Here is a 25,289-nt window from a genome sequence, read left to right on the forward strand (position 1 = left end):
GACGTGCCGGAAAGTGCCAACAAGTGGCGTTCCGTGTAGGTCGAGCGGTTTATATCGGTCAATGTTCTTCGGGTACGGGTGTTGGCTTGCAGAAAGGAAGGGGAGCGCTTCGCACGTTGCAACCTTCTCGATTTTTTCCAACGTTTGCGATAGAGTTGCAAATCGCTAGCGTTTTGCTTACAAGGGCCGTGAAAAATGACAGTTGGTAAAACCGAAGTGGTAAGTGTTAGGGTCGAGCCAAGGATAAAGGCAGCCCTGCAAACTGCTGCTGAGCGAGAGCTTCGAAGCTTAGCAAACATGGTCGAAGTAATGGTGGTCGCTTATTGTCGTGCGAACAACATTCCAATCGATGGACTTTCCCCACAGGCGCTCGCAGACACTAAAGGTTCGCAGAAATCGTGAGCGACACAAAAGAACAACTTCTTTCCAAGCTAGGTTTTCGGTTTGGTAGGAACGGGCCGCATGCGGCGCGGACGATGATGTTCGATGACCTATGCATCCTTTTTAGCCGGCTTCCCGTAAATGCTTCACCTGCTGATTACGCGAACGAGGTTGTTAACAACAACATACTCGGGAAACCCACGAAAAAAGCGAGAGAGCTAGCTCTTCGTCATCTGATTGCCTTGTATGGACTGGACGCGCAGTCGCCGCTATTTCGGGCCATGCGCCGGTTGTGGGAAGTCGATGAGGCTGCACAGCCAGTGCTTGCTCTTACAGTAGCTTTAGCTCGCGACCCATTGCTGCGAAATACCCAGTCTTTCATCTTGAACAGGCAACCTGGCTCTCCAGTGACGCGAGAAGACCTTGAAAAGCTTCTCGTTGCAGATTATCAGGACAGGTTTAGTTCTGCTTCGCTCAAATCTTTTGCTCAAAACGTTAATGGCACCTGGACGGCTGCCGGATTCTTGTCTGGCCGCGTTCGCAAAACACGGTCTGTGCCGATTATTACGCCTGCCAATGTAGCCCTTTGTCTGTTCCTCGGACATCTCGAAGGATTTTCCGGCCAGCGTCTTTTTACTTCACCGTGGATTGAGTTGCTGACAAGGCCGCTGGATGAACTTGAAGGACTTGCAAGCTCAGCGTCTCATCGGGGGTTACTTGTTTTCATGAATGCAGGTGGTGTGAAGGAAGTACGATTCCCCGATTTCCTTACCCCCGAAGAAGAAGAAATTCGTCAGGAGGTTTCTAGTGTCATCTAAGATTGCCAAAGTCATTTCGGCTTACCGACAGCACCTTACTGTGCCGTGGCAGGATGGCCTCGCGGCGATTCAGCGCGTCATTTTTGCGGTCTACGACAAAGCCGATGAGTTGCGCTTGCGGGCCAATGTCGACGAGTTCGCGCTGGCCACCCAACAAGCAGGAAAGCAATGGCTGATGCTGGACGTGACAAATGCATTTCCTGAATGGATGGCGGCTCAAGAGTACCGCGATGCCTATTTTGAAAGCCCTGAAGACTTGGCTGGCTATCAGACGGGTGAGCTGACGGAATTCGTAGCCGACCTGACCACTAAGCTCAAGCAGCGCATCGCCGCTGAGAGCGGAATAGACACGGTAGTGGCTCTCCTGGGCGTTGGCACGCTCTTCGGTTTAGCCCGCGTCTCCAGTGTCGTCGAAGGTATCAAGGAGGCCGTCCAAGGTCGGCTGTTGGTGTTCTTCCCCGGCGAGCACCACCCAGAAAACCACACCTATCGACTGCTTGACGCACGCGACGGCTGGAACTACCTCGCCGTACCGCTCCTTCCCCAAGACTAACTTCTGTCATTAATAAAAAGACCAAGGACCACCATGCTGAATAGGGACATCTACAACAAGCCGCCAAAGGAAAATCGCCTCGTTAACAATGGCGTTGCGGAGGTTTCTGAAGACCATTCTGATGCCGCTCAGGCCATTCTGCGATACGAGCTCGAGACTTTCGTCTGCGACGGTCAGTACGAGAAGGGATTGGAGACTATCCTCGACAAGTTCCTGCTGAATCTGGACGCCGGCTCCGAACAGCCAGGTGTCTGGATTTCTGGCTTCTACGGTAGTGGTAAATCGCACTTGGCCAAGATGTTGCGTACGCTCTGGACCGACTATCAATTTGCCGATGGTGCCACTGCTCGGAGTTTGGCCAAGCTGCCCACAGGGGTATTTGAACACCTGAAGGAACTCAGCACCCAGGGCAAGCGCCACGGCGCTCTGCACGCTGCTGCGGGCAAGCTGGGTGCCGGTGCCGGTGACAAGGTACGGCTGGCGCTGCTGGGCATCGTGTTCAAGTCAAAGGGACTGCCGGAACAATACAACCAGGCCCAGTTTGTTTTGTGGATGACGCGAGAGGGCATCCTGCCCACGGTGGAAGGCGAACTCCAATCCGCCGGCCGTTCGCTAGCTCAAGAGTTGCCGCACATGTACGTGTCCAGCCACCTGGCCAAGGCGCTGCTCAAAGCCCGGCCTGACCTCGCCCACACCGAAGCCGACGCCCGCAAGCTGCTTAAGGAGCAATTCCCCCAAGTTACCGACATCACCAGCGAGCAGATGACCACAAGCATCGATGCCGCGCTGTCAGTGGATGGCAAGTTCCCCCTGACGCTAGTCGTGCTGGATGAGGTGCAACAATACATTGGCGCCGATGCCGAAAAGGCCTTCCAGGTCCAAGAAGTCACCGAGACGCTATCTAAACATTTCAACGGCAAGCTGCTCTTTGTCGGTACTGGTCAGTCGGCTCTGTCCGGCATGCCCAACCTGCAGCGCTTGATGGGACGTTTCCCCGTGCAGGTGATGCTAGGCGACTGGGACGTGGAGAACGTCACCCGCCAAATCATCCTGGCAAAAAAGCCTACCGCATTGCCCGAGGTAGAACATATCTGCCGCGCCAATCTCGGCGAAATTTCCCGTCAGCTGCGTGGCACCAAGCTTGAGCACGTCACCGACGATGAGGACGTGATGACCGCGGATTACCCGCTGCTGCCTGTGCGACGCCGCTTTTGGGAACGCGTGCTGCGCACCATCGACACTACAGGCACCGTCTCGCAGCTACGCAGCCAACTACGCGTGGTACATGAAGCTGTGCTCGCTACCGCCGACGTGCCCTTGGGCCATGTAGTCTCTGGAGACTTCCTCTATGACCAAATTTCGGCCAACTTGGTCTCTACTGCCCAGTTGCCGAAGGAGGTGTTCGAGAATGTTCAGCGTTTTGCGGTCGGCGACGTCGACTCCCAGCTCAAGGCCAGGCTGCTCAAGCTTGTCTACCTCATCAACAAGCTGCCGGCCGATACCGCACTAGACATTGGTCTCAAGGCCACCGAAGACGCGCTGGCGGACCTATTGGTGACTGACCTGTCGGCCGGCTCGTCCGAGCTGCGCAAGAAACTGCCTGCGCTGCTGGAAGAGCTGCAGAACAAGGACCGCCTAGTCATGGCCCTGGCTGGCAGTGGCGGCATCGAATACCGGCTGCAGACTCGTGAGTCCAGCGCCTGGTATGACGAGTTCCGCGCCCAGGAAGCCGTGCTCAAGGCATCGCCGCAGCTCGTCGAGCAAAAGCGCACCAACCTGTTGAAGACCCGCTTCGCAGAGGTACTAAAGAAAGTTCGCGTCGTGCAAGGCAAGGACAACGTGGAGCGCCGGCTCACACCCACCTTTGACGACACGCTGCCCAAGGACCATGACAAGACCCTTTACCTGTGGATTCAGGACGGTTGGCAGACGGAAGAGAAATCCGTCATCGCCGAGGCGAAGGCCAAGTCGGCCGATAACCCCACGCTGTTCGCCTTCTTACCCGCGCAGCACAAAACTGAGCTGGCCAACGCCATTGTGGCTTTAGAAGCTGCGCATAACACACTGCAGAAAAAGGGCAGTCCGTCCACGGAGGAAGGCCGGGATGCGCAACGCTCAATGGAAAGTCGCCAGCGTACGGCCGAGAAAGAGCTGGCCGAACTGCTGGACCAGCTATTTGGCGGCGTGCGCGTGTTCCAGTCCGGCGGCCAGGAAGCTACCGACGGTAACGACCTGACCGACCGCATCAACCGCGCTGCCAAGGCATCGGCTATCCGCCTGTACAGCCAATTCGATGCCGCTGACCACGACCAGTGGAGCAAGGTGCTCGACGAAGCACGTAAAGGCAACCTGGAAGCCCTCAAGGCCGTCGGCCACACGCAGGAGGCTGATAAGCATCCAGTTTGCCAGAAGCTGCTGGCCTACATCGGCCCGGGCAAGAAAGGTTCCGAGATTCGCGACAATTTCGATGTGCCCCCGTACGGCTGGCCGCGTGATGCTATCGACGGTGCCTTGTACGCATTGCTGGCAGCCGGCCATATCAAGGCACAGGACGTCACATCCAAGCCTGTAGATGCCAGGAGCCTCGACCGTGCGAAGCTCACGCAGGCCAGCTTTCAGCGCGAGAGCGTGAATATTACACCGCCGCAACTCATCAAAATTCGCACTTTGTTCAGCACGGTTGGCGTGCCCTGCCAGCCAAAGGAGGAATTGGCAAAGGTGCCGACACTGTTGAACAAGTTGCGTGACCAGGCGAAGGCGGCCGGTGGGGTAGCGCCCGCACCTGAACCACCCAAGCCGACAGCTCTCGATGACATCGCTGGTCAATCTGGCAATGCTCAGCTGCTGGAGCTATACAACCGACACGATGACATCGTCGCCTTGTTCAAAGCGTGGACCCAGACGGCCGACGCCATCGCTAAGCGTCTTCCCATATGGCACCAGCTGTCCACCCTGTTGCGCCATGCTAAGGACCTGGGCCCCTACGTGGCGCTGAAGGCAGAGGCAGATGCTATCGAGACCCAGCGAAGCCTGCTGGCCGACCCGGACCCGGTGCGCCCGCTGCTCGACAAAGCGGTGGACCTGCTGCGCCAGGCGCTCAACGGTAAGTTGGATGCGTTCCAATCAGCCTTCAACCAACAGCGAGCGCAACTCCACGCCGACGCCGATTGGAACAAACTCACAGACGCACAACGTGCCGAATTGACCGCCACGCACCATCTCATGCCTCCTGCGCCGGTACAACTGGCCACTCCAGAACAACTGCAGGACGCGCTTGATGATTGCGACCTGGACCATTGGGTTTCCAAGACTCAGGCGCTGCCTAGCCGTTTCGAGGCTGCTCGTCTGGCGGCGGTGCAGTTGCTCAAGCCCAATGTAGTTCATGTTGCGATTCCTCGGCGCACGCTGAACGACGAGGCCGAACTCAAGGCTTGGTTGACCGAAGTGGAAGCGCTAGTAGTCGAAAAGCTCAGGCGGGGACCAGTTGCGCTCTGACGCATGAATAAGGAGGCCGGGTAGCTGTTACGTCGTTACCCGGATTACGTCGCTAAGAACACGGAAAACCATGTCGACTCAACGTCTCAATAACCAGCCCCTGCCCAAACCGCTACGCACCCAGCTGGAAAATACTGTCAAGGCTGCTCGTGACATAGCTGAAACCGCTGCTCGCGCTGCGCTAACCCAACTTGCTGTCGCCGAGCCTAAAGCTCCCGACTACCTGACCAATGAGCTCAAGGCCCTGCGCCGCCGCTTGCGTGCCCACGGCCGGGCCTTGGGCGACGAGAAGGTCAAAGACGACAGTCAAGGCCTGCAGCATCTAGTGTGGGAAGTGGCCTACGAGCACTGGCACCGCATGCTCTTCGCCCGTTTCCTGGCCGAGAACGGCCTGCTGCTGTGGGAGCCCGGCGCGCCGGTGTCGCTTGACGACTGCCGCGACATGGTGGACAACCATCCCGACATGGCTCTGGGTGCCAAGAGCCACTGGGAACTGGCCGGCAAGCTGGCCGCGCGCATGCTGCCGCAGGTGTTCAAGCCGCAAAGCCCCGTGTTTGAGCTGGCCTTCGCGCCCGAGCACCAGCGCGAGCTGGAGCGCCTGCTCAGCTGCCTGCCGCCCGAAGTGTTCAAGGCCAGCGACAGCCTGGGCTGGGTCTACCAGTTCTGGCAGGCCAAGCGTAAGGACGAGGTCAACGTCTCGGAGGTGAAGATTGGCGCGGACGAGCTGCCCGCCGTCACTCAGCTCTTCACCGAGCCCTACATGGTGGACTTTCTGCTCCACAACTCGCTCGGTGCCTGGTGGGTGATGCGCCACCCAGGCAAGACCTGCCCGGTGCCGCTGACCTACCTGCGCACGCTGGACGACGGCACACCCGCCGCAGGTAGGTTCGAAGGCTGGCCCGACCGGCTGAGCGACTTCAAGCTGCTCGACCCCTGCTGCGGTTCGGGCCACTTCCTGGTGGCGGCCTTCCTGCTGCTGGTGCCCATGCGCATAGAGGCCGAGGGCTTGAGCGCGATGGACGCGGTGGACGCCGTGCTGGCCGACAACCTGCATGGACTGGAGCTGGACGCTCGCTGCGTGGAAATCGCCGTCTTCGCGCTGGCCTTGGCGGCTTGGCGCTTCCTGGACGAGAATGGTGACCCGTTGGGTGTGCGCGCCGACATGCCCGCGCCGCAGGTGGCCTGTTGCGGCCTGAAGGTGGCTGCCAGCCCTGGAGACTGGGCAGCCTTGGTGCCCGACCACGTGGAGAACGCAGAGCACCTGCGCGAAGGCTTGCGACGCCTGCACTCCGACTTTACACAAGCCCCGCTGCTGGGCAGCTTGCTGGACCCTAGCAAGGCCAGCGGCGACCTGTTTGCGGCCGATTTTTCGCTGCTCACCGGCCTGCTGCACCAGGCGCTAAGCGCCGAGCATCAGCCCGAGCTGTGGGACGACACTTCCGCGACCTGGGACAACGCCCTCACAGCCCTAGGCCTGCTGGACGCCGCCCAGTTGCTCGACACACGCTACCACCTGGTGGTAACCAACGTGCCGTATCTTGCGCGCGGCAAGCAGAACGACACGTTGAAGGACTACTGCGAAGCACACTACCCCGAGGCCAAGAATGACTTGGCCAACGTTTTTCTGGAACGCTGCCTGGAACTCAGCTGCGACCAGGGTGCCGGCGTAGTGCAAATCGTCATGCCGCAGAATTGGTTGTTTCTTGCTACATATAAACGACAGCGTGAAGTACTGCTGCGGAGCGTGCAAATTAACCTAATCGCTTTACTTGGTGCTAAGTGCTTTCAGACGCCCATGTGGGATTTCAATGTTCAATTGCTGTCACTCACACGTGCCCAGGCTGCTGATGAATTCCTCGCCTATGGTCTGAATGTGAGCGGACCAAAAACAGCGGCTGACAAAGCAGCTTTGTTGCTTGAGTGTCCGCTGCAAATGGCCAGCCACAGGAAGATGAAGTCCAGTCCTGATTCAGCAATTTCCTTCGGGGTCGTGGATGCCAGCAAGCTCTTTTCCACCACGGTTGGGTGTTATCAGGGAACATCAACGGGTGATAACTCGCGATTTGTTCAATTTTTTTGGGAGGTTTCCGTTGGAGATGAATACCTCCTATTTCAGGGGCCGAGCAGTGGCACAAACTTGTATGGGGGGCGTCAAGCGTGCGTGCGATGGAATACGGTCAAGAATTTCGAGGGCTCAGCGGTGCGTGGGGAGGTCGCTTGGGCCAGAAATGGTGTGGCAATTGGGCAGATGAACAATCTTCCTGCAACGATTTACGGCGGGCAAATTTTTGCCAATACAACTCCGGTGATTGTTCCTCACAAGTCAGAGAATTTACTGCCTGTCTGGGTGTTTTGCTCATCGGATGAATTCGCAATGGGTTTGAGAGCGGTAAATCAGAAGCTCAGCGTGGATAACGGATATGTTGGCAAAATTGAGTTCGATTTGAGTCGTTGGCAAAAAGTCGCCGCTGAGATGTATCCCGATGGACTTCCAAAACCCTATTCCGACGACCCTACCCAATGGCTGTTCCACGGCCACCCGCAGCCCTCCACCGACCCACTACAAGTCGCCGTCGCCCGTTTGGCCGGCTACAGCTGGCCCGCCGAGACCGATGCGGCGATGGAGCTGGCCGAAGAGGCCCGCAGCTGGATAGCCCGCTGCGAGGCGTTGGCAGAGCACACCGACGACGACGGTATCGTCTGCCTGCCATCGGTGCGAGGTGAGCCGCCGGCGCACGAGCGTCTGCTCAAGCTGCTGATTACCGCGTCGGAGACGGTGCAGTCCGGCAGCTGGAAGCCCGCCGTGCTCGACAAGCTGCTGGCCGATGCCGACTGCGCTGGCAAGGGCCTGGACGTCTGGCTGCGCGACAAGTTCTTCGAGCAGCACGCCAAGCGCTTCCACCACCGCCCCTTCATCTGGCATGTGTGGGACGGCTTAAAGGACGGATTTGCCGCGCTGGTGAACTACCATCGGCTCGACGCCAAGAATCTGGAGCGCCTCATCCACACCTACCTGGGCGACTGGATACGCCAGCAGGAAGCCGGCGTGCGTGATGGCGTCGACGGCGCCCAGCCCCGTCTCGCCGCCGCCCAGGACCTGAAGCGCCGCTTGGAGCTCATCCTCGAAGGCGAGAAACCCTATGACATCTTCGTGCGCTGGAAGTCACTTGCCGAGCAGCCTACTGGCTGGAACCCCGACCTCAACGACGGGGTGCGCCTGAACATCCGCCCCTTCATGACTGCGGAGGTCCTGCGTCATAACAAGAAGCCCAAGCTCAACATTACTTGGGACAAGGACCGCGGCAAGGACGTAGAAAGCGCGCCGTGGTTCAAAGCGTTTAAGGGTGAACGAATCAATGACCATCACCTGACGCTTGCCGAGAAGCAGGCGGCCCGGGCAAAGGCAGATAGGAGCTGACCATGGGGTTCTGGCACACCGGCTATGAGGAGTTCCACGAGCCGACCGGGCTGGGCGACTACGTCTACAGTCCGCCGTCACCAACACGTTACGCGTGTGAGTACTGCTCACGGAGTTACGCAGAACTTGAAACGCTGCGTCGACATCGTTTCGAGAAGCATCCACAGCGTCAGCCGATGTTGATGATTCGAGGAATGGCGGTTGGTGGGCTACCGCTCAAGATACTGACTGCGCTGCACGCTGACGACGTGTTCGTGGATGACGTGCAGCACTGCGTTGTGGCTGGCGTGGCAGTAACGATTGGCGATGTGGGACCACTCCTCGCATCCATGCGTCGGGAATTTGTTGAGGTTGAGCTGCGGAACGGGCGCGTAGTCAGTCGCCATGTTCTGGACTTTCGCATAGCAGCCGAAGAGCATCTTGCAGGAGTCGAGACAGCCTTCCTGCGTATGGCCCGAGAGCGTGACCTGACGCTGGATGCCGTATCCCGCTTCATTCAGGACTGTCGTTCGTACCCATCGGCAATGCCATACTGCGACGGCATCTGTCACTACCTGTATGGCGTGATGGCCAAGGAACGTTCGCCCGATAGTGGCCTCCACGCCAGTCAGTATGTCGACCGCTACAACCGGGCGAGAGACGAGTTGAACGGCATAGAGCGTCCCCTGGCTCGCAGCATCCGGGCGCTAATTGCCTTCCACTTCAACCAGTTCGATGAAGCCAATGTGTTGGCGCCTGAGGGATGCCTTCGTTATGCGGCATCTGCTTACGCCAACCTGCTGTTCGGCATGCCCTGGCACAATGTATCTACCGCTGCCGCGCAGTCTGGCAGTGCTGTGGAGGACCTGCTAACGGACCAGGAGACACTTCATATCCTGGCAGACGCTAGCCACGGTTTGGTGGAACTCAAGGCGATAACCGAACAACTCCAGGCTCGCCTTAAGCGAGCGACCATGGGCTACGACTATCTCAAGCGAGCACTGCTGACTGCAGAGGCGCTCGCCGCGCGAGGCGATGAACCTTCACACATTGCCGCCCGCCACCTCGCGCGCGGCCTGGCCGCCCAAACTGCAACTCGTGCTTGGGGCGAGGCAATGCTACAAAGATTGAAAACATCATGACTGACGAAACCCAGAAGCGACAAGTTCGCATTTTTAACACCAAGACAGGCGAGGCACGTTTGTCCGAACCCGTGCCCGTACACGGGCAGCGAGCCGCTGAGGGTGATGAGCCATTGGCGGATATTCCTCAAGAGCCCAACATGACACCTGGAGGCCGGGTGCCGCAGCCTGGCGATGATGTCTCGACGAGACCCAATGTTGCTGAACCTAGCGGCAATGCAGATGCCTCACACGACTCAGGAGGCGCAGTGTCCGTCGGCTCGCACGTCGGAAACGTTCCCCTAGAGAGAAACGCTGTAGGAAAGGGCGATGCTAAGGCAGGTAAGGCCAAAGCCGACATTGAGACCTTGGAACAATTTATTGCGTATGCCTACAGTCGTAAGGGGAAACGCGTAACTTTGCAGCCGAAGGTCGAGAGACTTATCGCGCAGAACCCGCGATTGGATGAGGCCGCGCTGTCGCGCCTTGCGACACTAGCTTCGGCCGACATTGCCTTGGCTGTGCCACGTCAGTTGCTCTTGGTCGCTAAGGAAATTAATGGCCTACCTGTATTGCGGGAGGCCATCAAATCCTTCGTAAAGGAGGTGATGCTCCAAAACCCTGTGTTTGTGGATAGCGAGATTCGAGCAGTAATGCTCAACCAACCCGATGCACCTCCCGCAACTCGGGCGCTTGCAGCAGTGCGCAAATACGTACCGCCGACGGTAAACCAAGACAAAGGTCCAAAGCCTGGCGAACTGCAGGAGTTGCAGCTCAATGCGGTATACCTGCTGGCGACTTGGATGGCGCTGCACCGCGGAATAGCTTTTGACGAGTTGTTAAATTTGTTGCTGCAATCGGTGTGGCAGCCCTCTGCAAGAGAGCTCACAGACGACACAGCGAGACTGCGTGCACTGACCGAGCTAACTCAACCTGCCGGCGTTGGGTTTGCCTGCGAACGTCTTAGGCAACGCATGGATGAGGCTGGCACGGCTCGCGACCAGGCGCAACGAGAATGCACCACGTTACGTGACCGGGTCTCAACACTAGAGGTTGAGCTGCAACTGGCGAAAGAGCGAGCGGAGTCTCTGGAGGAAGAGTTGTCCGCAATGCGCGAGCGATATACGGCAGAACTGGCCGCATTGCAACGGCATCAAGAGGGGGAGCGCACGCAGCTCGTGCATGAATTGGAGCAGCTTCGTGGCCGCTTGGCGAGACGACTGGGTGAAAGCGTCGACATGTTGGCCGTTGGCCTGTCAGCCCTGCGGAAGGAACCACCACGCATCGAAGTGATGGATGAACGTGCGGAACATGTCATTGATTCGCTTCGCAAAGAACAAGAGCAACTCAAGGAGGGGTGAGCAAGTGGCAATTTTCGGCTTTGACTTTGGGACGACGAACAGTCTGGCGTCTGTCGTGATTGGCGATACAGTTTTGACTTTTTTGGACAATGACCAGCCGATACCTTCGGTGGTGAGTTTTGAGGGAGGCAAGGTTGAAGTGGGACGCAAGGCGCGCGACAAGCTGACGAGTGCTGGCCTGGGCGTTCAGGGCAGCACGGTGCGCTCACCCAAATCTCTGCTGGGAAAAGACGAACTCATCATCGACGGTGTAAGGCGAGACCCAGTCCAGATGGTCGAGTATGTGCTGGAATACGTCCGTCGCTTTGTGTTACAGAACAAGGCCGCTCGGGACTTGAAGATGGACCGGGTGGTCGCCACAATCCCGGTCAACATGGAGGGGCGGCGTCGGGCCTTGCTGAGGCAAGCTTTCCGCCAGGCTGGCATGAATGTGGTCCAGTTTGTTCACGAGCCGCTGGCGGCCCTGTACGGATTTCTCAGGTCTTCGGAAAACGGCAATGACCTGGTCAAACGATTTAACGGGAAGCTCTTGCTGGTTTTCGACTGGGGTGGCGGCACGCTGGACCTCACCCTATGCCGTGTGCTGGATGGCTTGCTCGTCCAGGTGGCAAACGACGGTACTGACGATGTCGGTGGTGATGTTTTCGACGAAGAGCTACGCAATGAGGTGGAGAAGCGCTCTAGAGCCGCACGGGGCTTTGGAGATGACGTTGAGTTGCTGCCAGACGCACGCAAGCGCCTTCTACACGCCTGTGAGCAGGCAAAGATTAGTTTGAGCGGACGTGGTACCTGGAATGTCTACGTCGAGCATTACTACGACGTTGACGGCGACTCTGACTTGGAGGTGAAGCTCTCAAGAGATGACCTGGATAGCATCGTTGGCCACCTTGTGCGCAAAGGGGTCGCTCGCATTGAGCGTCTCCTAGAACGTGAGGGATACTCAACGGCGTCGGTTGAGTTATGCCTGGCCACCGGTGGCATGGTCAACATGCCCCTGGTAAAGAACCGGTTAGACGAGCTGTTCGGCCCTGGTCGTGTACATGTTTCTAAGCGCAGCGCCTCGGCCATTGCTGAAGGCGCGGCATGGGTTGCGCACGATGAGGCACGATTGCACTTGGCCAAGAATGTTGAATTGGTGATGGCGCGGAATGCGTACGTTCCTTTGCTTACCGCTGGGGTCGAGATGCCTCTGGAACGAGAAATCCGACAAGAGCGCTTCTCGCTCTACTGCGTGGACCCTTCTGATGGCTTCGGCAAATTCAGTCTGGTGAGTCCTCATCGCCCAGGCCCACGAGTCTTGCCAGACGACCCGCGCCGCCCACTGAGCCACATGTTGCTGAAGGTAGATGGCAAAGCTCAGCCCTTCCGCGAACGCCTGGAGCTGCAGGTCACCATGAGCGAAGATTTAGTCTTGACGGCCGAAGCCTGGTCCTTGAACCAGAAAGGGCGAGCTGCAGCTGAAGTCCACGACCTGGAATTTGCCTTGGCCACCCCAGGGACCAAGGGTGGTTGGTTGAAGGCTAGGACATTTGAAGCAGTCGACAGTGACGGTTCGCAATACGAGCAAGGCGGCCTAGCGCTCCGCTCAAACTTGGCGAACAGGGAGGACTTGAGCCTTGTACCGGGGGAGGTCCTCTACGGCATCAACCCGTTTTACTTCCGACGCGAACAGTGCCCGCCACAAGTACAGGTGGACGAGCACCTCTACTATCAGCCCTGTTCCATTTGTAGACGCGCATCCAACGACCCGCTATGCCGCTGCGCAAGTACGCCACAACGGCCGCCACATACCGATATGAGGTCGCAAGCATGACAGGGACCGTGCTGACGCGTTTGTCCGAAGCACTGAACAAGGCTGCGGCGGGGAACAGCCATGCTGCCGTTCCGGCCGCGGCCATCCTTTGGACCGACAAGGAGCGTCTTTGGGAAAGTGCGTTGCCGCGATTGCTCGAAGCCATCCCACAATTATTGGTCTTGGGCACTTTCGCATCAGACGCCCGTAGTGGCCCTGCTATCTGGTTGAAATGCGCGATTGCAAAGACGGTTGGCGATTTGCCACCAAGCGTGGTGCCGGTCATCTACATGCCGGGTATAAGCCGGGCTGACCTGCGCGCTATCGAAAGTTGCCCGCGCGACCTACAGCCCCTGGCTGAGCTGCAATACCGCGGTGTTTTCTGGAGTCAGGCAAACAGCAAAGACTGGACTCTGAACGCCTTTTTATCCTCTAAGAATGGTGGGCTTGGCCTAGATATCGCGCAGGATAAGACGACGCAAGAGGCGCTTGCACAGGCCTTGGCGGCCGGCGTGCTTCTAGAGCGCACAGTGGATGAGCTCATGGGGCGTCAAATTAATGCCGAGTGGTTGTACAGCCTTCTTGCCCCAAACCCTACACGCGACATTCTGGTGTGGATGAATGACCCCGAGGCCACTAGGAAGCAGTGGAATGGTGTGCGCTGGGACGTATTCGCGAAGCGCTGTAAGACTGACTTTGGCGTGGACCCTATAGCCGACGGTGTGCTGGTGGCCGCCGAAATGCTAGCCAAGGGAGTGGGCAAGTGGGCTGCCGTTTCAGAACTCTATCGGGACTCTTACACTAGCTTTGCCAATGTGTACGCCCTGTTGGCTAAAGTACAGCCGCCACAGCAGGGCCTGTTCGATGACCTCGCCCAGATGGCTGGTTACCCTCAGGCTAACGAGCATCAAGAGGCCGCGCTGCGCTATGCCTTGTTAACTTGTAGCGCCATGACGGGCGACCAAGCTCGAGCCGCCATATTGGCAGCCGACAAGGAACATGGCCTACGACGCAACTGGCTCTGGGCGCGAATGGGACAGTCAACGTTGGCGACCGCTCTGGGATATTTGGCTGATGTCGCAACCAACAGTGCACAAATCCCGGCGGGCTCGCATCCTGACCAGTTGGCTCAGAGTTATCAGCAAGTCGGCTGGAAGGTGGACGAGGCCGCGTTACGGGCACTGGCTGCTGTTCAAGCCAAGGCTGATGTGGAAGCGATATCGACCGCCTTACGAGCGGTCTACATGCCCTGGATGGACGAATTGGCCAACCGCTTGCAGGAAGCTGTGAAGTCTGTGGGCGGGCTACCTCATCCAAAGAATATGCCGCCATCAAACGTGCAGCCTGACGGGGTATGCACGGTATTTGTGGATGGGTTGCGCTACGACGTCGCGGTTCAACTCAAGGACCGATTGGTCGGACTAGGCAAGGCAAGCCTTGAGGCGCGGTGGACGAGCATGCCTTCGGTGACGGCATCAGGCAAGGCGTGGTGCTCGCCAGTGGCGCATCTGGTTTCAGGTGACAAGTCGGACACTGAGTTTGAGCCTCGGGTGGCCAGCGACGGCAAGCCGCTTTCGGGCCACAATTTCCGCAAGCTGCTGACAGATAACGGGGTTCAGGCTTTGCACAAACACGAGACAGGAGACCCCGCCGGAAAAGCATGGACTGAGTGTGGTGACCTGGACCACTACGGCCATGAACATGGCATTCGTTTGGCGCGTGACCTAGACATACAGCTCAACCAAGTGGTGGAACGTCTGTCCGAGCTCAACCTGGCAGGCTGGAAGCGTTTTCGTATCGTCACTGACCATGGCTGGTTGTTAATGCCTGGCGAGCTGCCAAAATCTGAATTGCCAAAGCATCAGGCAGCAACAAGGTGGGGCAGATGCGCCGTCTTAAAGGACAGCGCCCATGGCACATCGCTTACCTTTGGTTGGGATTGGTGTAAGGATGTGCAGGTTGCGTATGCCCCAGGCGTTTCCTGTTTCATCGCTGGCAATGAATATGCTCATGGCGGACTCAGTCTGCAGGAATGTTTGGTACCAGTCATTGTGGTCGAAGCTGAGGCCGCACCGGCCGCGGCTGCGAACGTGAACATTCGGTCCGTTACATGGAAGGGTCTGCGCTGCGTAGTGGAAGTCTCTGCTGAAGTCGGAGGGCTCAAGGTAGATATCCGTACCAAGCCTGCGCTGGCCTCCAGCACGTTGGCTGCGAGCGTGAGGACCCTTGAGGCAGGTAAGGCTAACCTTGCCGTGGCCGACGACGAGCACATGGGTACTGCTGCAGTGATAGTAGTGCTGAGTCCGAGCGGTGAAGTCTTGCAGAAGGTAGCTACCACGGTTGGTGGATAGCGTTGACTCTATCTTCTTCTCGACCGTTAGGGCAGGACCACGACAAAGAGAATTTGTGAATCGATTTCGCAGAAAGAGGTATTCAATATGCAACTTGACGACTTGGACAGGAAAGCAACGACAGCCTTTGAAGGCTATGTCGTGCGCAAAGACCTCGTTCGCACCTTCAGTCGCCAGTTTCCAGTGCCCACGTATGTTGTGGAATTTCTCCTGGGCCGTTATTGCGCCACTACTGATGAGGCTGAGATTCAGGAGGGGCTGGATATCGTGCAGCGCCAGCTTGCTTCGCGCACTGTCAAAGCCGGAGAGGAAGAGCTCTTTAAAGCCCGAGCACGTGAATCCGGTGCAGTAAAGATTATCGACATCATCACCGCGCGTCTGGATGCCAAGAGCGATTCTTATGTGGCGTCTTTGCCTAGTCTGCGGCTGAACGACGTACGCATTACACCTGAGATGGTGAAGGACAACGAGCGCATGCTAACCGGCGGATTCTACGCCGAGGTCACTTTAGGCTACGACGCCTCGATTGCGCAGGAAAAAGGCGGCCGGCCGTTCGGGATAGACGCCTTACGCGCTATTCAGCTTTCTAAACGAGAGGTGCTCGATGTGTTGGCTAAGGGGCGTGCGAGTTTTACGACGGCAGAGTGGCGGGACTTTTTGCTGAGGAGCATCGGTTTCGAGCCGGCAGACCTTAATGGCCGGGCCAAGGATGCACTCTTGCTGCGTATGGTGCCTTTCGTTGAGCGTAACTACAACTTGGTTGAGTTAGGTCCTCGCGGCACCGGCAAATCGCACTTATTCCAACAGGTTTCTCCGTACGCCCATCTAATTTCAGGCGGTAAGGCGACCGTTGCACGCATGTTCGTTAACAATTCCAGTGGACAGCGTGGATTGGTGTGTCAATACGACGTCGTATGCTTTGACGAGGTGTCGGGCGTCTCCTTTGACCAGAAGGACGGCGTCAACATCATGAAGGGCTATATGGAGAGCGGCGAATTCTCTCGTGGCAAGGAGAGCATTCGCGCAGATGGCTCCATCGTTTTGGTAGGTAACTTTGATGTCGATGTGGAGCATCAGCAACGCGTTGGCCATCTATTCGGGCCATTGCCACAAGAGATGCGTGACGATACGGCATTTATGGACCGTATCCATTGCTTCTTGCCGGGATGGGATGTGCCGAAATTGAATCCTACCTTGTTCACCGAACATTTCGGCTTGGTCAGCGATTTTCTTTCCGAATGCTTTACGCAGTTGCGAGGACAGAGTCGAGTCTCGACATTGCAAGGTAGAGTTTTCTGGGGTGGTGCGCTATCGGGACGGGACCTTAATGGCGTCAATAAAACAGTGAGCGGATTGCTCAAATTGTTATATCCAGACGCGAATGCCCAGGTTAGTGATGAAGACTTGGAATGGGCCGTACGCTTGGCCCTTGAGGTCCGCCGCAGGGTAAAGGAACAACAGAAGCGTATCGGCGCAGCAGAGTTTCGGAATACCCACTTCAGTTACATATTTGGTGCGGAAGGAGTCGAGAAATTTGTTGTTACGCCGGAGCTGCGAAGTGAAAGCACGCTTGGTAGCGACCCCTTGGACCCGGGGCAGGTATGGACCATTAGTCCCGGTGGTGAAGACGATAATCCCGGTCTATACCGAATTGAAGTTAATGAAGGGCCGGGTTCGGGCGTACGGATTCTGAACAAACCGACACCCCCAGCTTTTCAAGAGTCGTTGCGCTATGCAGAGCAAAATTTATATGCTAGAGCTTCACAACTTGTGGGCGACCGCGACCCGCGTTCGCATGAATTTTCCGTACAACTTAGAGCGTTCGATGCAGGAAAATCTGGGGCAAAATTGGGGATGCCCGCATTGGTAGCATTATCGAGCGCGTTGCTTCGTAAGTCGGTCCGCGGCGGTTTGGTTGTTGTTGGTGAAATAAATCTTGGTGGTTCTATCGAGCCAATTCACAACGCTGTCAATCTCGCTGAAATTGCAGTTGAGAAGGGAGCGCAAGCTCTGCTAATGCCGGTTAGCTGCAGACGTCAACTCAATGAGCTTTCTGACGACATGGCCACTAAAGTCGATATTCAGTTTTATCAAGATGCGCGGGATGCTTTGCTAAAAGCGCTAGTTGAATAGCAATACTGTTAATTGCGCGATAGTTTCCCAGCTCGATGATTGCTTGAGCTCAGAAGTGGAAAGGGGGAATAATTGCTAATTTCCCCCTAACCATTCTGTTTGAGGTAAGCGTCAGAGTATTCCACCACCGAGAACATGGCCTTTGGAAGGACTCTTGCTGCATGAACCACCGGCACTTGCTGTGGCAGAGCAGTAAATGCATTTTTTAGCTCCGGCATCTACTACGTGACCCTTCGAAGGGCTTTTTGAGCAAGACCCTCCTGCGCTAGCGGTTGCCCCGCAAAAAATACATTTGTTCGGGATATATACAACATGCCCCTTCGAAGGGCTCTTTGAGCAAGAGCCACCAGCATTCGCTGTCGCGCCACAGTATTTGCACTTTCCCATTTAATGCCTCCTTTAATTTCTGATATCGGTTTGTCTCATGTTGCCTTAATCGCCGCCTTTAAGTGGCTGGCAGTCTTCAATCGAAAAACATTAACGGGCAGCAAAGCTCATCGACTTTCAGTCTCTCTTTTTATTTCTGGAAAGTAAATAATTTATTTGCACTATTGTCACGATTGTTGCGAACGCGAATCCAATTCCACCGCATTCGATACCCGATGGTGATTTGAGGGGAGCTGCAGTATTGACATATGGCAACATATGTTGCTATAATTCAACTTATGGACTGGGTAAGGTAATCAAGGCCTACCGCTGGCAAAGCGAAGCAAGGTAAATCTGAACAGCAGCACGAAAGTCCATCACAATTCAATTTTTACGCGTCCGGCAACGCCAGCCCCTTGACGCTCTAGCGCCCAACAATGGGCGGGAGCGTTCATGTCAGTACAATTCAGCACCTCTCACAACCCGACTTTTAAGTTCCGCGCCGAGTGCTTCGCCGATACGCAAGCCATCAGGGCAGTTTTTCTCCCCTGGATAATGGAATGGAAAGAGACTCGGTCCAACATCGACCTCGATGGTGTCATACACGCCATGCCAGACGTCGATGTGGAATTCAGCGTCGTGAGCGACGGCCCGACATTGGGCGAGATGAGGTGGCTAATAGATGGCATCTCCAACTGCCATGTGGCAGCCGAGACCATCGAGACTTCAGAAAACTACACCGGTGAACGGAATTCTCGCCAAGCCTTCGCGGCTCCCGCTTCTCGCCCGAGAGACGAAATTCTGCGCCAGGCGCTTGGAACGGTCAAAACCCGAAGGCAGGTATTAAACCTGGAGCTGGAGCGAACGCTCCAGACCCACCGCACTTACGATACAGCGTCCCGTCTAGGGAATAAGTGGCAGCCCTTTCACTCGGATGAGTCCAATCCGGGGTGGCTGGTACCCGTTCCGCACGAACCGACAGGCATGACCGCCTTGCGTCGGATATCGGCCCCCATCGGTTGCAAGAATTGGCAAAAGCTAGGTCAGCAATTGGTCAGTGCCAGGATATCCACCATCGAAGCCTAACGGGCAAACAAGGCCAGGGCGCCCGCCCTGGCAACGCAGAACCGTGGACGGAGCAGCAATGAAAAGCGTGCCAATGCATGCGTTCACAGCGTGGTCGGCCAATCCTATGGTTCAGCGCTTAACAAATTCAACGGAATTCATCTATGCCAGAAATTGTACTTATTCGCGGGTTGCCGGGCAGCGGTAAGACGACACTCGCCAAACAAATGACCACGCATATCCACGTGGAAGCCGACATGTATTTCGAAAAAGACGGGGTGTATCACTACAATCCGGCCGACGTGCAAAAGGCACATGCCTGGTGTCTTGAGCAAGTAAAAGCGGCCTTGCAACGCGGGCACAACGTGGTGGTGGCTAATACCTTTGTTCGCAAATGGGAGATGCAGCCCTATCAGCAGCAGGGTGTCCCGGTTCGCGAAATTACCGCGACAGGTACCTATCCGAATCTCCACGGCGTTCCGCCGGAAAGAATCGAAATGATGCGCTCTCGCTGGGAGGATTAGCGGCGGAGAAAATCGGGCTGAATTGTTGGCTCAAGTGGCAATCCAGCCCAGTATTTTTCAGAAATGTGAGTAAACGCCCAATTTGGGAATCGAGAAGATGACGTGCGTAGTGCCTGATTCTAGGATTGGTTTTGCTCACTGACGAAGCTATAAAGATAGTTCCTATAGAAATTGGAGCATCAAAAAATCAACAATTTATTAAAGGGTGATGTAATGAAACGAGTAGTTGACGGTAAGACTTATGATACTGAAACGGCATCAGAAATTTGCCAATTGCCGTGCAATGCGCATGCAGGAGATTTTCGCTGGCATGAAACTTATTTGTTTCAAACAAAAAATGGGCGTTTCTTTTTGGCTGGATGTGGTGGGCCGCTTACTATGTGGGCGAAAAGCGTTGAGGGGAATGGGAAGACTAGTGGAAGTGGATTACGACCGATTTCACCTGAAGAGGCGCGCTTACACATGGAGGAGGCTGAGTGTTCAACCGAAGAATTTGATGAAGTCGGGTTAGCCGTTGAAGAAGCATAGTTCTGATTACGGAAATTTTCTGAGTCGGTGACTATTACCTGCTGAAGGTTACTGTCTCTATTTCCCTCATGTGAATTCGGCCCGCTGAAGCGGGCCGAATTCACATGTTCAATTGGTCTGTTGGTCGAGCAGGATAAGCTCCTTTCTCCAAAAACATCGGTAACGACAATGACATGTAGATTGGCGCGCTTTGACGACATAGACGTAAAGCATAGGTCGGTCCAGTTCATCGTTCATGTCGTTCGCTGGCATTGCGATGCTTTCTAGAAAAAAGAAAATGGTTGCGTTATGCTAGCTGATTGCCATAAAGCAACTTATGGGCATTCAGTGGCATTGGCCCAAAGGAAGTCGTCAGCGTTCGCATGGACCGCACATTACGGATATTCTGCATCCGCTCCTGATTGACATTCATAGGGTAATTTATCCAGTAAGAGAGAATCTTGAGTCGAACCTATTTCGCGTACCACCTTACACACGTCTTCGGCCCGTTTGGCTTGGATAGCTACTACACCAACAGCGACAAGCCGACCGAAGGCGACTTGGTCTACGTACTTTCCGGTGACAAGGACCCGGAGGTGCGCGGAGTGGATTACTTCCTTGAAGGTGTTTTCAGGATTAGACGCAGACATATCGGACCATGGCCGCTGAAAAATCTTCGAGGTGAAATTAAAAATTACAGGTACCGGCTTTCAATGGAGCCGCTTCGAAGACCAGACGCTCCTGTTCCCTTGAACACGGCTCATTGGTACTCGCGGGACGATGTGCACCGCTACTTTTCCAGTGGTCAGAATTTCAATCCATTGCCTACTGACCCTGATTACAAGGAACGATTTGACGAGCTGTTGGCAGGCTACAGCTCGAGTGAAGCTGCAGACCTCATCGAAGACCTTGAGCAGCTTGAGCTAGACGTCCCCGACGTAACTGAGCGAGATGTGCTGGCAAAAGCCCGGATAGGGCAAGGGCGGTTCCGCGCAGACCTTGTTGCATATTGGCGTAAGGGCGAGACCTGCGCTCTAACAGGACTTGGCGTCCCGGAGATGCTGATTGCTTCACATATAAAGCCGTGGCGCGAGAGCTCCAATGCCGAACGTTTAGACCCAATGAACGGATTATTGCTTGTAGCTCATGCGGACAGGCTGTTTGACAGGTATCTAATGAGTTTTCAGGAAAGTCGAGGAATGTTCGTGAGCGTTCTGCACCCGCGAATTCGTGCGGAAGTGGCAAAGCTGGGGTTGCGTGAAGGGATGCAACTTGACACTAGTCACCTTGGCTTTTCGGATGAGGCCAGGTTTCGCAGGTATATGGCCGAACATCTGCAGCGCCATAGGGACCTAGTCAACAAGGACAAACCGACTGATTAGCGGCGCAAATTTATTTCATTACTAGGCAACTTCGATGCTCGTGCCGTTCTGTCTCGTGCATCGTCACCATTGGTTAGGTTAATTTTTTGGGGATTGGCGAATGAGATTTCAAGGGACATTAACGAAATGGAATGACGAGCGCGGGTTTGGATTCATTCGACCCGATGGTGGTCGTCAAGATGTTTTTGTGAACATCAAATCATTTCCAAAGGGGCATGACCGACCGACTGACGGGGCGCGGTTGAGTTTTGAAGTGGTGGCTGAGAAGGATGGGAAGAAGCGAGCAACTTCAGTGACGTATCTGCGTGCCAAGGACGCGAATCGGTCTGGAGTGAGCCATGGTAACAAGACATATCCTTGGCCTGTCCTAAGCATTGTCACACTCGCCGGTTTTCCGGTGCTCTATCTGTTCGCCACGTGGCAATGGGGCGTCAGCTGGTACGTCCTTGCAGCGTACTTTGGCTTGAGTCTTGCGGCCATGTTTATGTACTGGCTCGACAAAGGGGCCGCTGAAGCCGGGGCATGGCGAATACCTGAAGCGAATCTTCTCTTTGTGGCCATGGCCGGGGGATGGCCTGGGGCCACCCTGGCTCAGCAGTTTTTAAGACATAAGAGTAAAAAGACAGAATTCCGGCTTGCCCACTGGTTCGTCACATTCTTCAACATCGGCATATTTATTTTTGCTTCGTTAGCTGGACTCTTGCGTTTCGGTGGGGCCTGACAATTGTTTTGCGTTTCCCAGTTTTGAGGGTGAAGAAAAAATGGCCCGCGAAGCGGGCCGAATTCATCTCGTTAATTGGCCTATTGGTCGAGAAGGGAAAAATACCCGTCTAGAAATGTGGGTAATGGCATTGGCATGTGCACTTGCTCGCCCTCAAATTCTGTTATGTTGCCTAGCAGCGTGGTGGCATCAACGAGCTTCCGGCTGCGCTGAAGCGCTTGTTCAAGGGTCTCCGCTTCGATAATCGCCAGTGCTTCATTTGTCTTCTTGTTTCGAATGAGGAAGCGGCGCTCCTGCAAAGGTTTTAGTTCCTGCATTGTTTTCTTTCTAATTGTTGTTTTTATATTGGTTCTAGTTTGCCAAGTGTTATGCGCCAGACAGCACCAGGTTGACAGCGACGTGATTGACGATGAAGCCGGGCAGGGCGCTCCCAATCAGGTCAAGTTCCAATGCCTTGCAGGTGACCTGTTCAAGCTCGGCTAGCGCGTACTGCCAGTGCGGCGGACGGCAGCGCCTCGAGATGGTGGCAAGTGGTGCAAGCTCGGCTGGCGTGAGTACGAACTGGTGAAGCAGGGCGTCGTTACCTTCGTTTCGTCCAAGTGACAGCCAAATGCCGGCTTGCGCGTCTTCGATGAACGTGCTGACCTTCTCGTCGCCAAGTGGCAGTAAGAATCGGGTTTGATAGTCTCGGACCTGGACAGTAAAAGTGGCATATGCCGTATTGCTGGGCGTTGTAAAACCGCTTGCGCGCAGCCCAACTAGTCGAGGGTCGTTCTTCAACGTGTCCCAAAATGTTTCGGGCACATCTCCGCAGAGCGTCCAGCTGCGTCTGACATTGTGGGGAATGCCGGTTCGGTCCGACGTCGCCGCAAGTACTTCCTTTGGCGACATCAGGCGTCCGAGATATAAGGCGGGAGCCTGGTAAGGGGATGATTCTTTGTTTGCGTTCATATTGGCCTGTATCGACCCTTGGAATGGGTCTCAAGGCGTATAGCAACTGCCAAAATGCCGCTAGCCGCTTAAATTGATGCGCAGACGCCGCCAGACGTTCCTGGTTCATCGCATTTATCATCATTGCCACGGTGTGGGCGTGATGCAGATTCAGTGCTGTCGATTTTTAGTCTAATAGGGCCCCACGCCGTTGTTGTAGCTAAGAGAGACTATCGCTCCAAGTCCGTTGTTTCAGGAAGTGGTGTACACGCTGGGAGTGCCTCGCTCCACAGCATGGGACATGTTTGAAAATAATCGGTTAGAGAGCTGCTCTGTTACGCGTCCTCCTTGAGTGCCTCGTCGTCTTCGTCTTGCTCCTCGGCGCTGGGTGTCTCATCTCGTACGTTCAGCGCATCTTCGATGTAGTTTGGCAGCACAGGGTCTTCGATGTTCTGTGACTGTCCTGCGTCCATAGTTACCAGCTTGTCTATGTAATCAGCGATGCAGTTAGCTGCTTTACGCATCTGGTCCTGGGCTTCATCAGTATTGATGTAATCCAGTGTGATTTCCGGCAAATCGGCGGCTTTTGCTAGTGTCGTAGAGGTGTGCAGCATCAGCAGTGCGACCGCGAACATGTCGCGACCAGTTGACTTCATCCCTGCAGTGGCAAATGTTCGCCGCAAATCATGGGGACTGAAGTGGAATCCTCCAAGCGCGTCCTCGATGAGCGTCCAAGCGCCACGTGGGTCGGACAGCCGTGCGCGCTCTTTTTTCGTCCTGCGGCCTCTGGTTGGTTTCGGCGAAAACCATACCCAACCTTCTTTATCCGGAGCAAACTCGCGACGCGCACGGAGAATTTCCATGGCTTTTTTAGAGAACGGAAGTCGAATTGGCTCCGACTCGTCTGTGATGTCGCGATGTCGCCGCTTTGTTCCTTCTTTATCTGGGGGAAAGATATACAGACCACGTTCCCAATCAATTTCATCGAATCGCATATTGACCATCAGGCTTCGCCGCAGGCCAGTCAGTACGTACAGTTGAAACAAATCTTTCCACCAAGGGGCAATGAGTTGTTCGGCTGCGCGCCATGCCAGACCCAACTGTTTAAGTGGGATATGCCGCTTGCGCTTCGGGGGTTTCTTGAGCTGCTTTGCCTTCACTTTGCGTAGGGGGCAGTAACCCTTCTCTACGCCATAAAGTCCATCATACGTTTCTGCGATGCTATAAAGTGTGATGCCCACATTCACCACGCCCGGCATTGAACCGGCGCTCAGCGGTCCGCGGAAGATGGGGTCTGTCCGATTCTCCGTCACATTCGTGCCAACTACTAGCGTGCCTTCTTCGAGCTGTAGTACGAACTCTTTCCAAAATGCGTGCGTCAATTCGTCCAGGTATCTATCCTGCAAGTGCTTGTAGTACCGGTTATAAATCTCGGTGTCCTTAGTAATAGTTCGTGGCGAGTTAACGCGCTTTTCTGTTGAGTACTGAGCCCAGGCTCCGGCTACCGTTAAGCGCTGTTCTTTTTTGTCATCAACGACTTCATCGCCCTCGTTTTCCAGCGCTGTGTGGGCATTCAGGTACCGTTTTAGTGCCTCTTTGTATTCAATGGCGACATCGGTCGGGTCAACTTTTTCGACCAGGCCGAGGATATCGTTTTCATTGACTCGTTTATACCCGCCCGCCCCGTCGGAGACCTTCTTCTTATACCGATGGATGTACGTGCGCCGAACCTTGCCGTCCTTGCGCGCACGCATTACCCGAACAAAAAACCCTTTGTACTCCATGTGCCTGTATTCCTCGTTGGGCTTTTTTAAGGGTACCGGCAGGGCGAGGATGGAGGCGAGTGACGTGAACCTAACCTTGTCATCAGACATTGCGCATTCCTTTTTTGTTAAGCGGGCTTCCGGAGTGCGTCAATTCGTCTTTCCGGGGTAAAATAGTTTACCCCGATTTTGCCCCAATAGTTGAAACGTATAAACAAAAATGGCCGGTTTTGGTATATTTTTACCCTGCTGAAATAATAAAGTTGCTTCAGGGTAAATTATTTGGGCAAAACTTTTGTCGTATAAACCGTAAACAAATCAATGTTTTATATCATTTTTGCCCTGTTTTTGATGTGTTAATGCATGTATTTGTTCATTAGTGCATGACACTCATAATCCGTTGGTGCCGTGTTCGACTCACGGGAGGCCCACCAAATTTTGTGTAGTGCTATCAAAGGGTTAGACGAGAAATCGTCTAGCCCTTTTTCTCTGATCTTTCACTCCTGCTCAACGTATGCTCAAGGTGCCTCAGTAATTTGAGTTCACGTTGCTTTTGCTTGGTCCGACATACTTCCGAGCGCATAGTCGCGCAACGACTGCCCCGTCGGCTGACTGCGCCGTCATGATCT

General features: G+C 55.3%; 17 protein-coding genes. 14 read left to right on the forward strand and 3 right to left on the reverse strand.

Translation table 11 applies throughout. The features are described 5' to 3' along the window. Positions 1–398: 398 nt before the first annotated feature. The 14 genes from FAY22_RS00555 to FAY22_RS00620 all read left to right on the forward strand — a co-directional run bounded on the left by FAY22_RS00555 (position 399) and on the right by FAY22_RS00620 (position 21,967). Complete coding sequence (locus FAY22_RS00555; RefSeq protein ID WP_246860606.1) at positions 399–1,199, forward strand: hypothetical protein; 801 nt, start codon at positions 399–401, stop codon at positions 1,197–1,199. Then, positions 1,189–1,752, forward strand: a complete 564-nt coding sequence (locus tag FAY22_RS00560) for a BREX protein BrxB domain-containing protein (protein WP_146328426.1) — start codon at positions 1,189–1,191, stop codon at positions 1,750–1,752. The genes FAY22_RS00555 and FAY22_RS00560 overlap by 11 nt, the downstream gene beginning before the upstream one ends. Before the next feature lie 33 nt (positions 1,753–1,785). Beyond that, positions 1,786–5,247: a BREX system P-loop protein BrxC gene (brxC, locus tag FAY22_RS00565; protein WP_146328427.1), complete on the forward strand. Its 3,462-nt coding sequence runs from the start codon at positions 1,786–1,788 to the stop codon at positions 5,245–5,247. Positions 5,248–5,317: 70 nt separating this feature from the next. Next, positions 5,318–8,665: an Eco57I restriction-modification methylase domain-containing protein gene (locus FAY22_RS00570; protein WP_146328428.1), complete on the forward strand. Its 3,348-nt coding sequence runs from the start codon at positions 5,318–5,320 to the stop codon at positions 8,663–8,665. Positions 8,666–8,667: 2 nt separating this feature from the next. Continuing rightward, positions 8,668–9,786, forward strand: coding sequence for a hypothetical protein (locus tag FAY22_RS00575; protein ID WP_146328429.1), 1,119 nt, complete (start codon positions 8,668–8,670; stop codon positions 9,784–9,786). Beyond that, a complete protein-coding gene (locus FAY22_RS00580; protein WP_146328430.1) occupies positions 9,783–11,126 on the forward strand; it encodes a hypothetical protein in 1,344 nt (447 codons plus the stop codon). The genes FAY22_RS00575 and FAY22_RS00580 overlap by 4 nt, the downstream gene beginning before the upstream one ends. Then, complete coding sequence (locus tag FAY22_RS00585; protein WP_168204721.1) at positions 11,077–12,939, forward strand: Hsp70 family protein; 1,863 nt, start codon at positions 11,077–11,079, stop codon at positions 12,937–12,939. Before FAY22_RS00580 ends, FAY22_RS00585 begins: the two co-directional genes overlap by 50 nt. Continuing rightward, the gene (gene pglZ, locus FAY22_RS00590) at positions 12,936–15,269 is read left to right on the forward strand and encodes a BREX-1 system phosphatase PglZ type B (RefSeq protein ID WP_146328432.1); all 2,334 of its coding nucleotides are present in this window, start codon (positions 12,936–12,938) and stop codon (positions 15,267–15,269) included. Before FAY22_RS00585 ends, pglZ begins: the two co-directional genes overlap by 4 nt. Before the next feature lie 87 nt (positions 15,270–15,356). Next, on the forward strand, positions 15,357–17,402 hold the full coding sequence (gene brxL / locus FAY22_RS00595; protein WP_146328433.1) for a protease Lon-related BREX system protein BrxL: 2,046 nt from the start codon (positions 15,357–15,359) through the stop codon (positions 17,400–17,402). A gap of 819 nt (positions 17,403–18,221) precedes the next feature. Continuing rightward, complete coding sequence (locus FAY22_RS00600; RefSeq protein WP_146328434.1) at positions 18,222–18,854, forward strand: hypothetical protein; 633 nt, start codon at positions 18,222–18,224, stop codon at positions 18,852–18,854. 143 nt (positions 18,855–18,997) lie between these two features. Continuing rightward, positions 18,998–19,357 (forward strand): AAA family ATPase, encoded by a 360-nt coding sequence (locus FAY22_RS00605; RefSeq protein ID WP_146328435.1) that lies wholly within the window; start codon positions 18,998–19,000, stop codon positions 19,355–19,357. A gap of 213 nt (positions 19,358–19,570) precedes the next feature. Next, positions 19,571–19,885 (forward strand): hypothetical protein, encoded by a 315-nt coding sequence (locus FAY22_RS00610; protein WP_146328436.1) that lies wholly within the window; start codon positions 19,571–19,573, stop codon positions 19,883–19,885. 494 nt (positions 19,886–20,379) lie between these two features. Continuing rightward, entirely contained in the window at positions 20,380–21,246 is an 867-nt protein-coding gene (locus FAY22_RS00615; RefSeq protein WP_210411867.1) for an HNH endonuclease, read from the forward strand. A gap of 100 nt (positions 21,247–21,346) precedes the next feature. Beyond that, positions 21,347–21,967: a cold shock and DUF1294 domain-containing protein gene (locus tag FAY22_RS00620; protein WP_146328437.1), complete on the forward strand. Its 621-nt coding sequence runs from the start codon at positions 21,347–21,349 to the stop codon at positions 21,965–21,967. Between the two features lie 80 nt (positions 21,968–22,047). Here FAY22_RS00620 and FAY22_RS00625 read toward each other — a convergent pair whose 3' ends face one another. From FAY22_RS00625 to FAY22_RS00635, 3 genes are all read right to left on the reverse strand, one after another. Next, the gene (locus FAY22_RS00625) at positions 22,048–22,284 is read right to left on the reverse strand and encodes a hypothetical protein (protein WP_146328438.1); all 237 of its coding nucleotides are present in this window, start codon (positions 22,282–22,284) and stop codon (positions 22,048–22,050) included. A gap of 49 nt (positions 22,285–22,333) precedes the next feature. Next, entirely contained in the window at positions 22,334–22,918 is a 585-nt protein-coding gene (locus FAY22_RS00630; protein WP_146328439.1) for a hypothetical protein, read from the reverse strand. Between the two features lie 314 nt (positions 22,919–23,232). Further along, the gene (locus FAY22_RS00635) at positions 23,233–24,771 is read right to left on the reverse strand and encodes a tyrosine-type recombinase/integrase (protein ID WP_146328440.1); all 1,539 of its coding nucleotides are present in this window, start codon (positions 24,769–24,771) and stop codon (positions 23,233–23,235) included. Between the last annotated feature and the right edge of the window lie 518 nt (positions 24,772–25,289).

This window comes from Noviherbaspirillum sp. UKPF54, from assembly GCF_007874125.1.
GTDB lineage: Bacteria > Pseudomonadota > Gammaproteobacteria > Burkholderiales > Burkholderiaceae_D > Noviherbaspirillum.

What these genes read in the sequence shown, in the direction of transcription:
- brxC (WP_146328427.1), top strand. Translation starts at nt 1,786, where the DNA reads ATGCTGAATAGGGACATCTACAACAAGCCGCCAAAGGAAAATCGCCTC.
- FAY22_RS00570 (WP_146328428.1), top strand. Translation starts at nt 5,318, where the DNA reads ATGTCGACTCAACGTCTCAATAACCAGCCCCTGCCCAAACCGCTACGC.
- FAY22_RS00575 (WP_146328429.1), top strand. Translation starts at nt 8,668, where the DNA reads ATGGGGTTCTGGCACACCGGCTATGAGGAGTTCCACGAGCCGACCGGG.
- FAY22_RS00580 (WP_146328430.1), top strand. Translation starts at nt 9,783, where the DNA reads ATGACTGACGAAACCCAGAAGCGACAAGTTCGCATTTTTAACACCAAG.
- FAY22_RS00585 (WP_168204721.1), top strand. Translation starts at nt 11,077, where the DNA reads ATGTCATTGATTCGCTTCGCAAAGAACAAGAGCAACTCAAGGAGGGGT.
- pglZ (WP_146328432.1), top strand. Translation starts at nt 12,936, where the DNA reads ATGACAGGGACCGTGCTGACGCGTTTGTCCGAAGCACTGAACAAGGCT.
- brxL (WP_146328433.1), top strand. Translation starts at nt 15,357, where the DNA reads ATGCAACTTGACGACTTGGACAGGAAAGCAACGACAGCCTTTGAAGGC.
- FAY22_RS00600 (WP_146328434.1), top strand. Translation starts at nt 18,222, where the DNA reads ATGTCAGTACAATTCAGCACCTCTCACAACCCGACTTTTAAGTTCCGC.
- FAY22_RS00605 (WP_146328435.1), top strand. Translation starts at nt 18,998, where the DNA reads ATGCCAGAAATTGTACTTATTCGCGGGTTGCCGGGCAGCGGTAAGACG.
- FAY22_RS00610 (WP_146328436.1), top strand. Translation starts at nt 19,571, where the DNA reads ATGAAACGAGTAGTTGACGGTAAGACTTATGATACTGAAACGGCATCA.
- FAY22_RS00620 (WP_146328437.1), top strand. Translation starts at nt 21,347, where the DNA reads ATGAGATTTCAAGGGACATTAACGAAATGGAATGACGAGCGCGGGTTT.
- FAY22_RS00625 (WP_146328438.1), bottom strand. Translation starts at nt 22,284, where the DNA reads ATGCAGGAACTAAAACCTTTGCAGGAGCGCCGCTTCCTCATTCGAAAC.
- FAY22_RS00630 (WP_146328439.1), bottom strand. Translation starts at nt 22,918, where the DNA reads ATGAACGCAAACAAAGAATCATCCCCTTACCAGGCTCCCGCCTTATAT.
- FAY22_RS00635 (WP_146328440.1), bottom strand. Translation starts at nt 24,771, where the DNA reads ATGTCTGATGACAAGGTTAGGTTCACGTCACTCGCCTCCATCCTCGCC.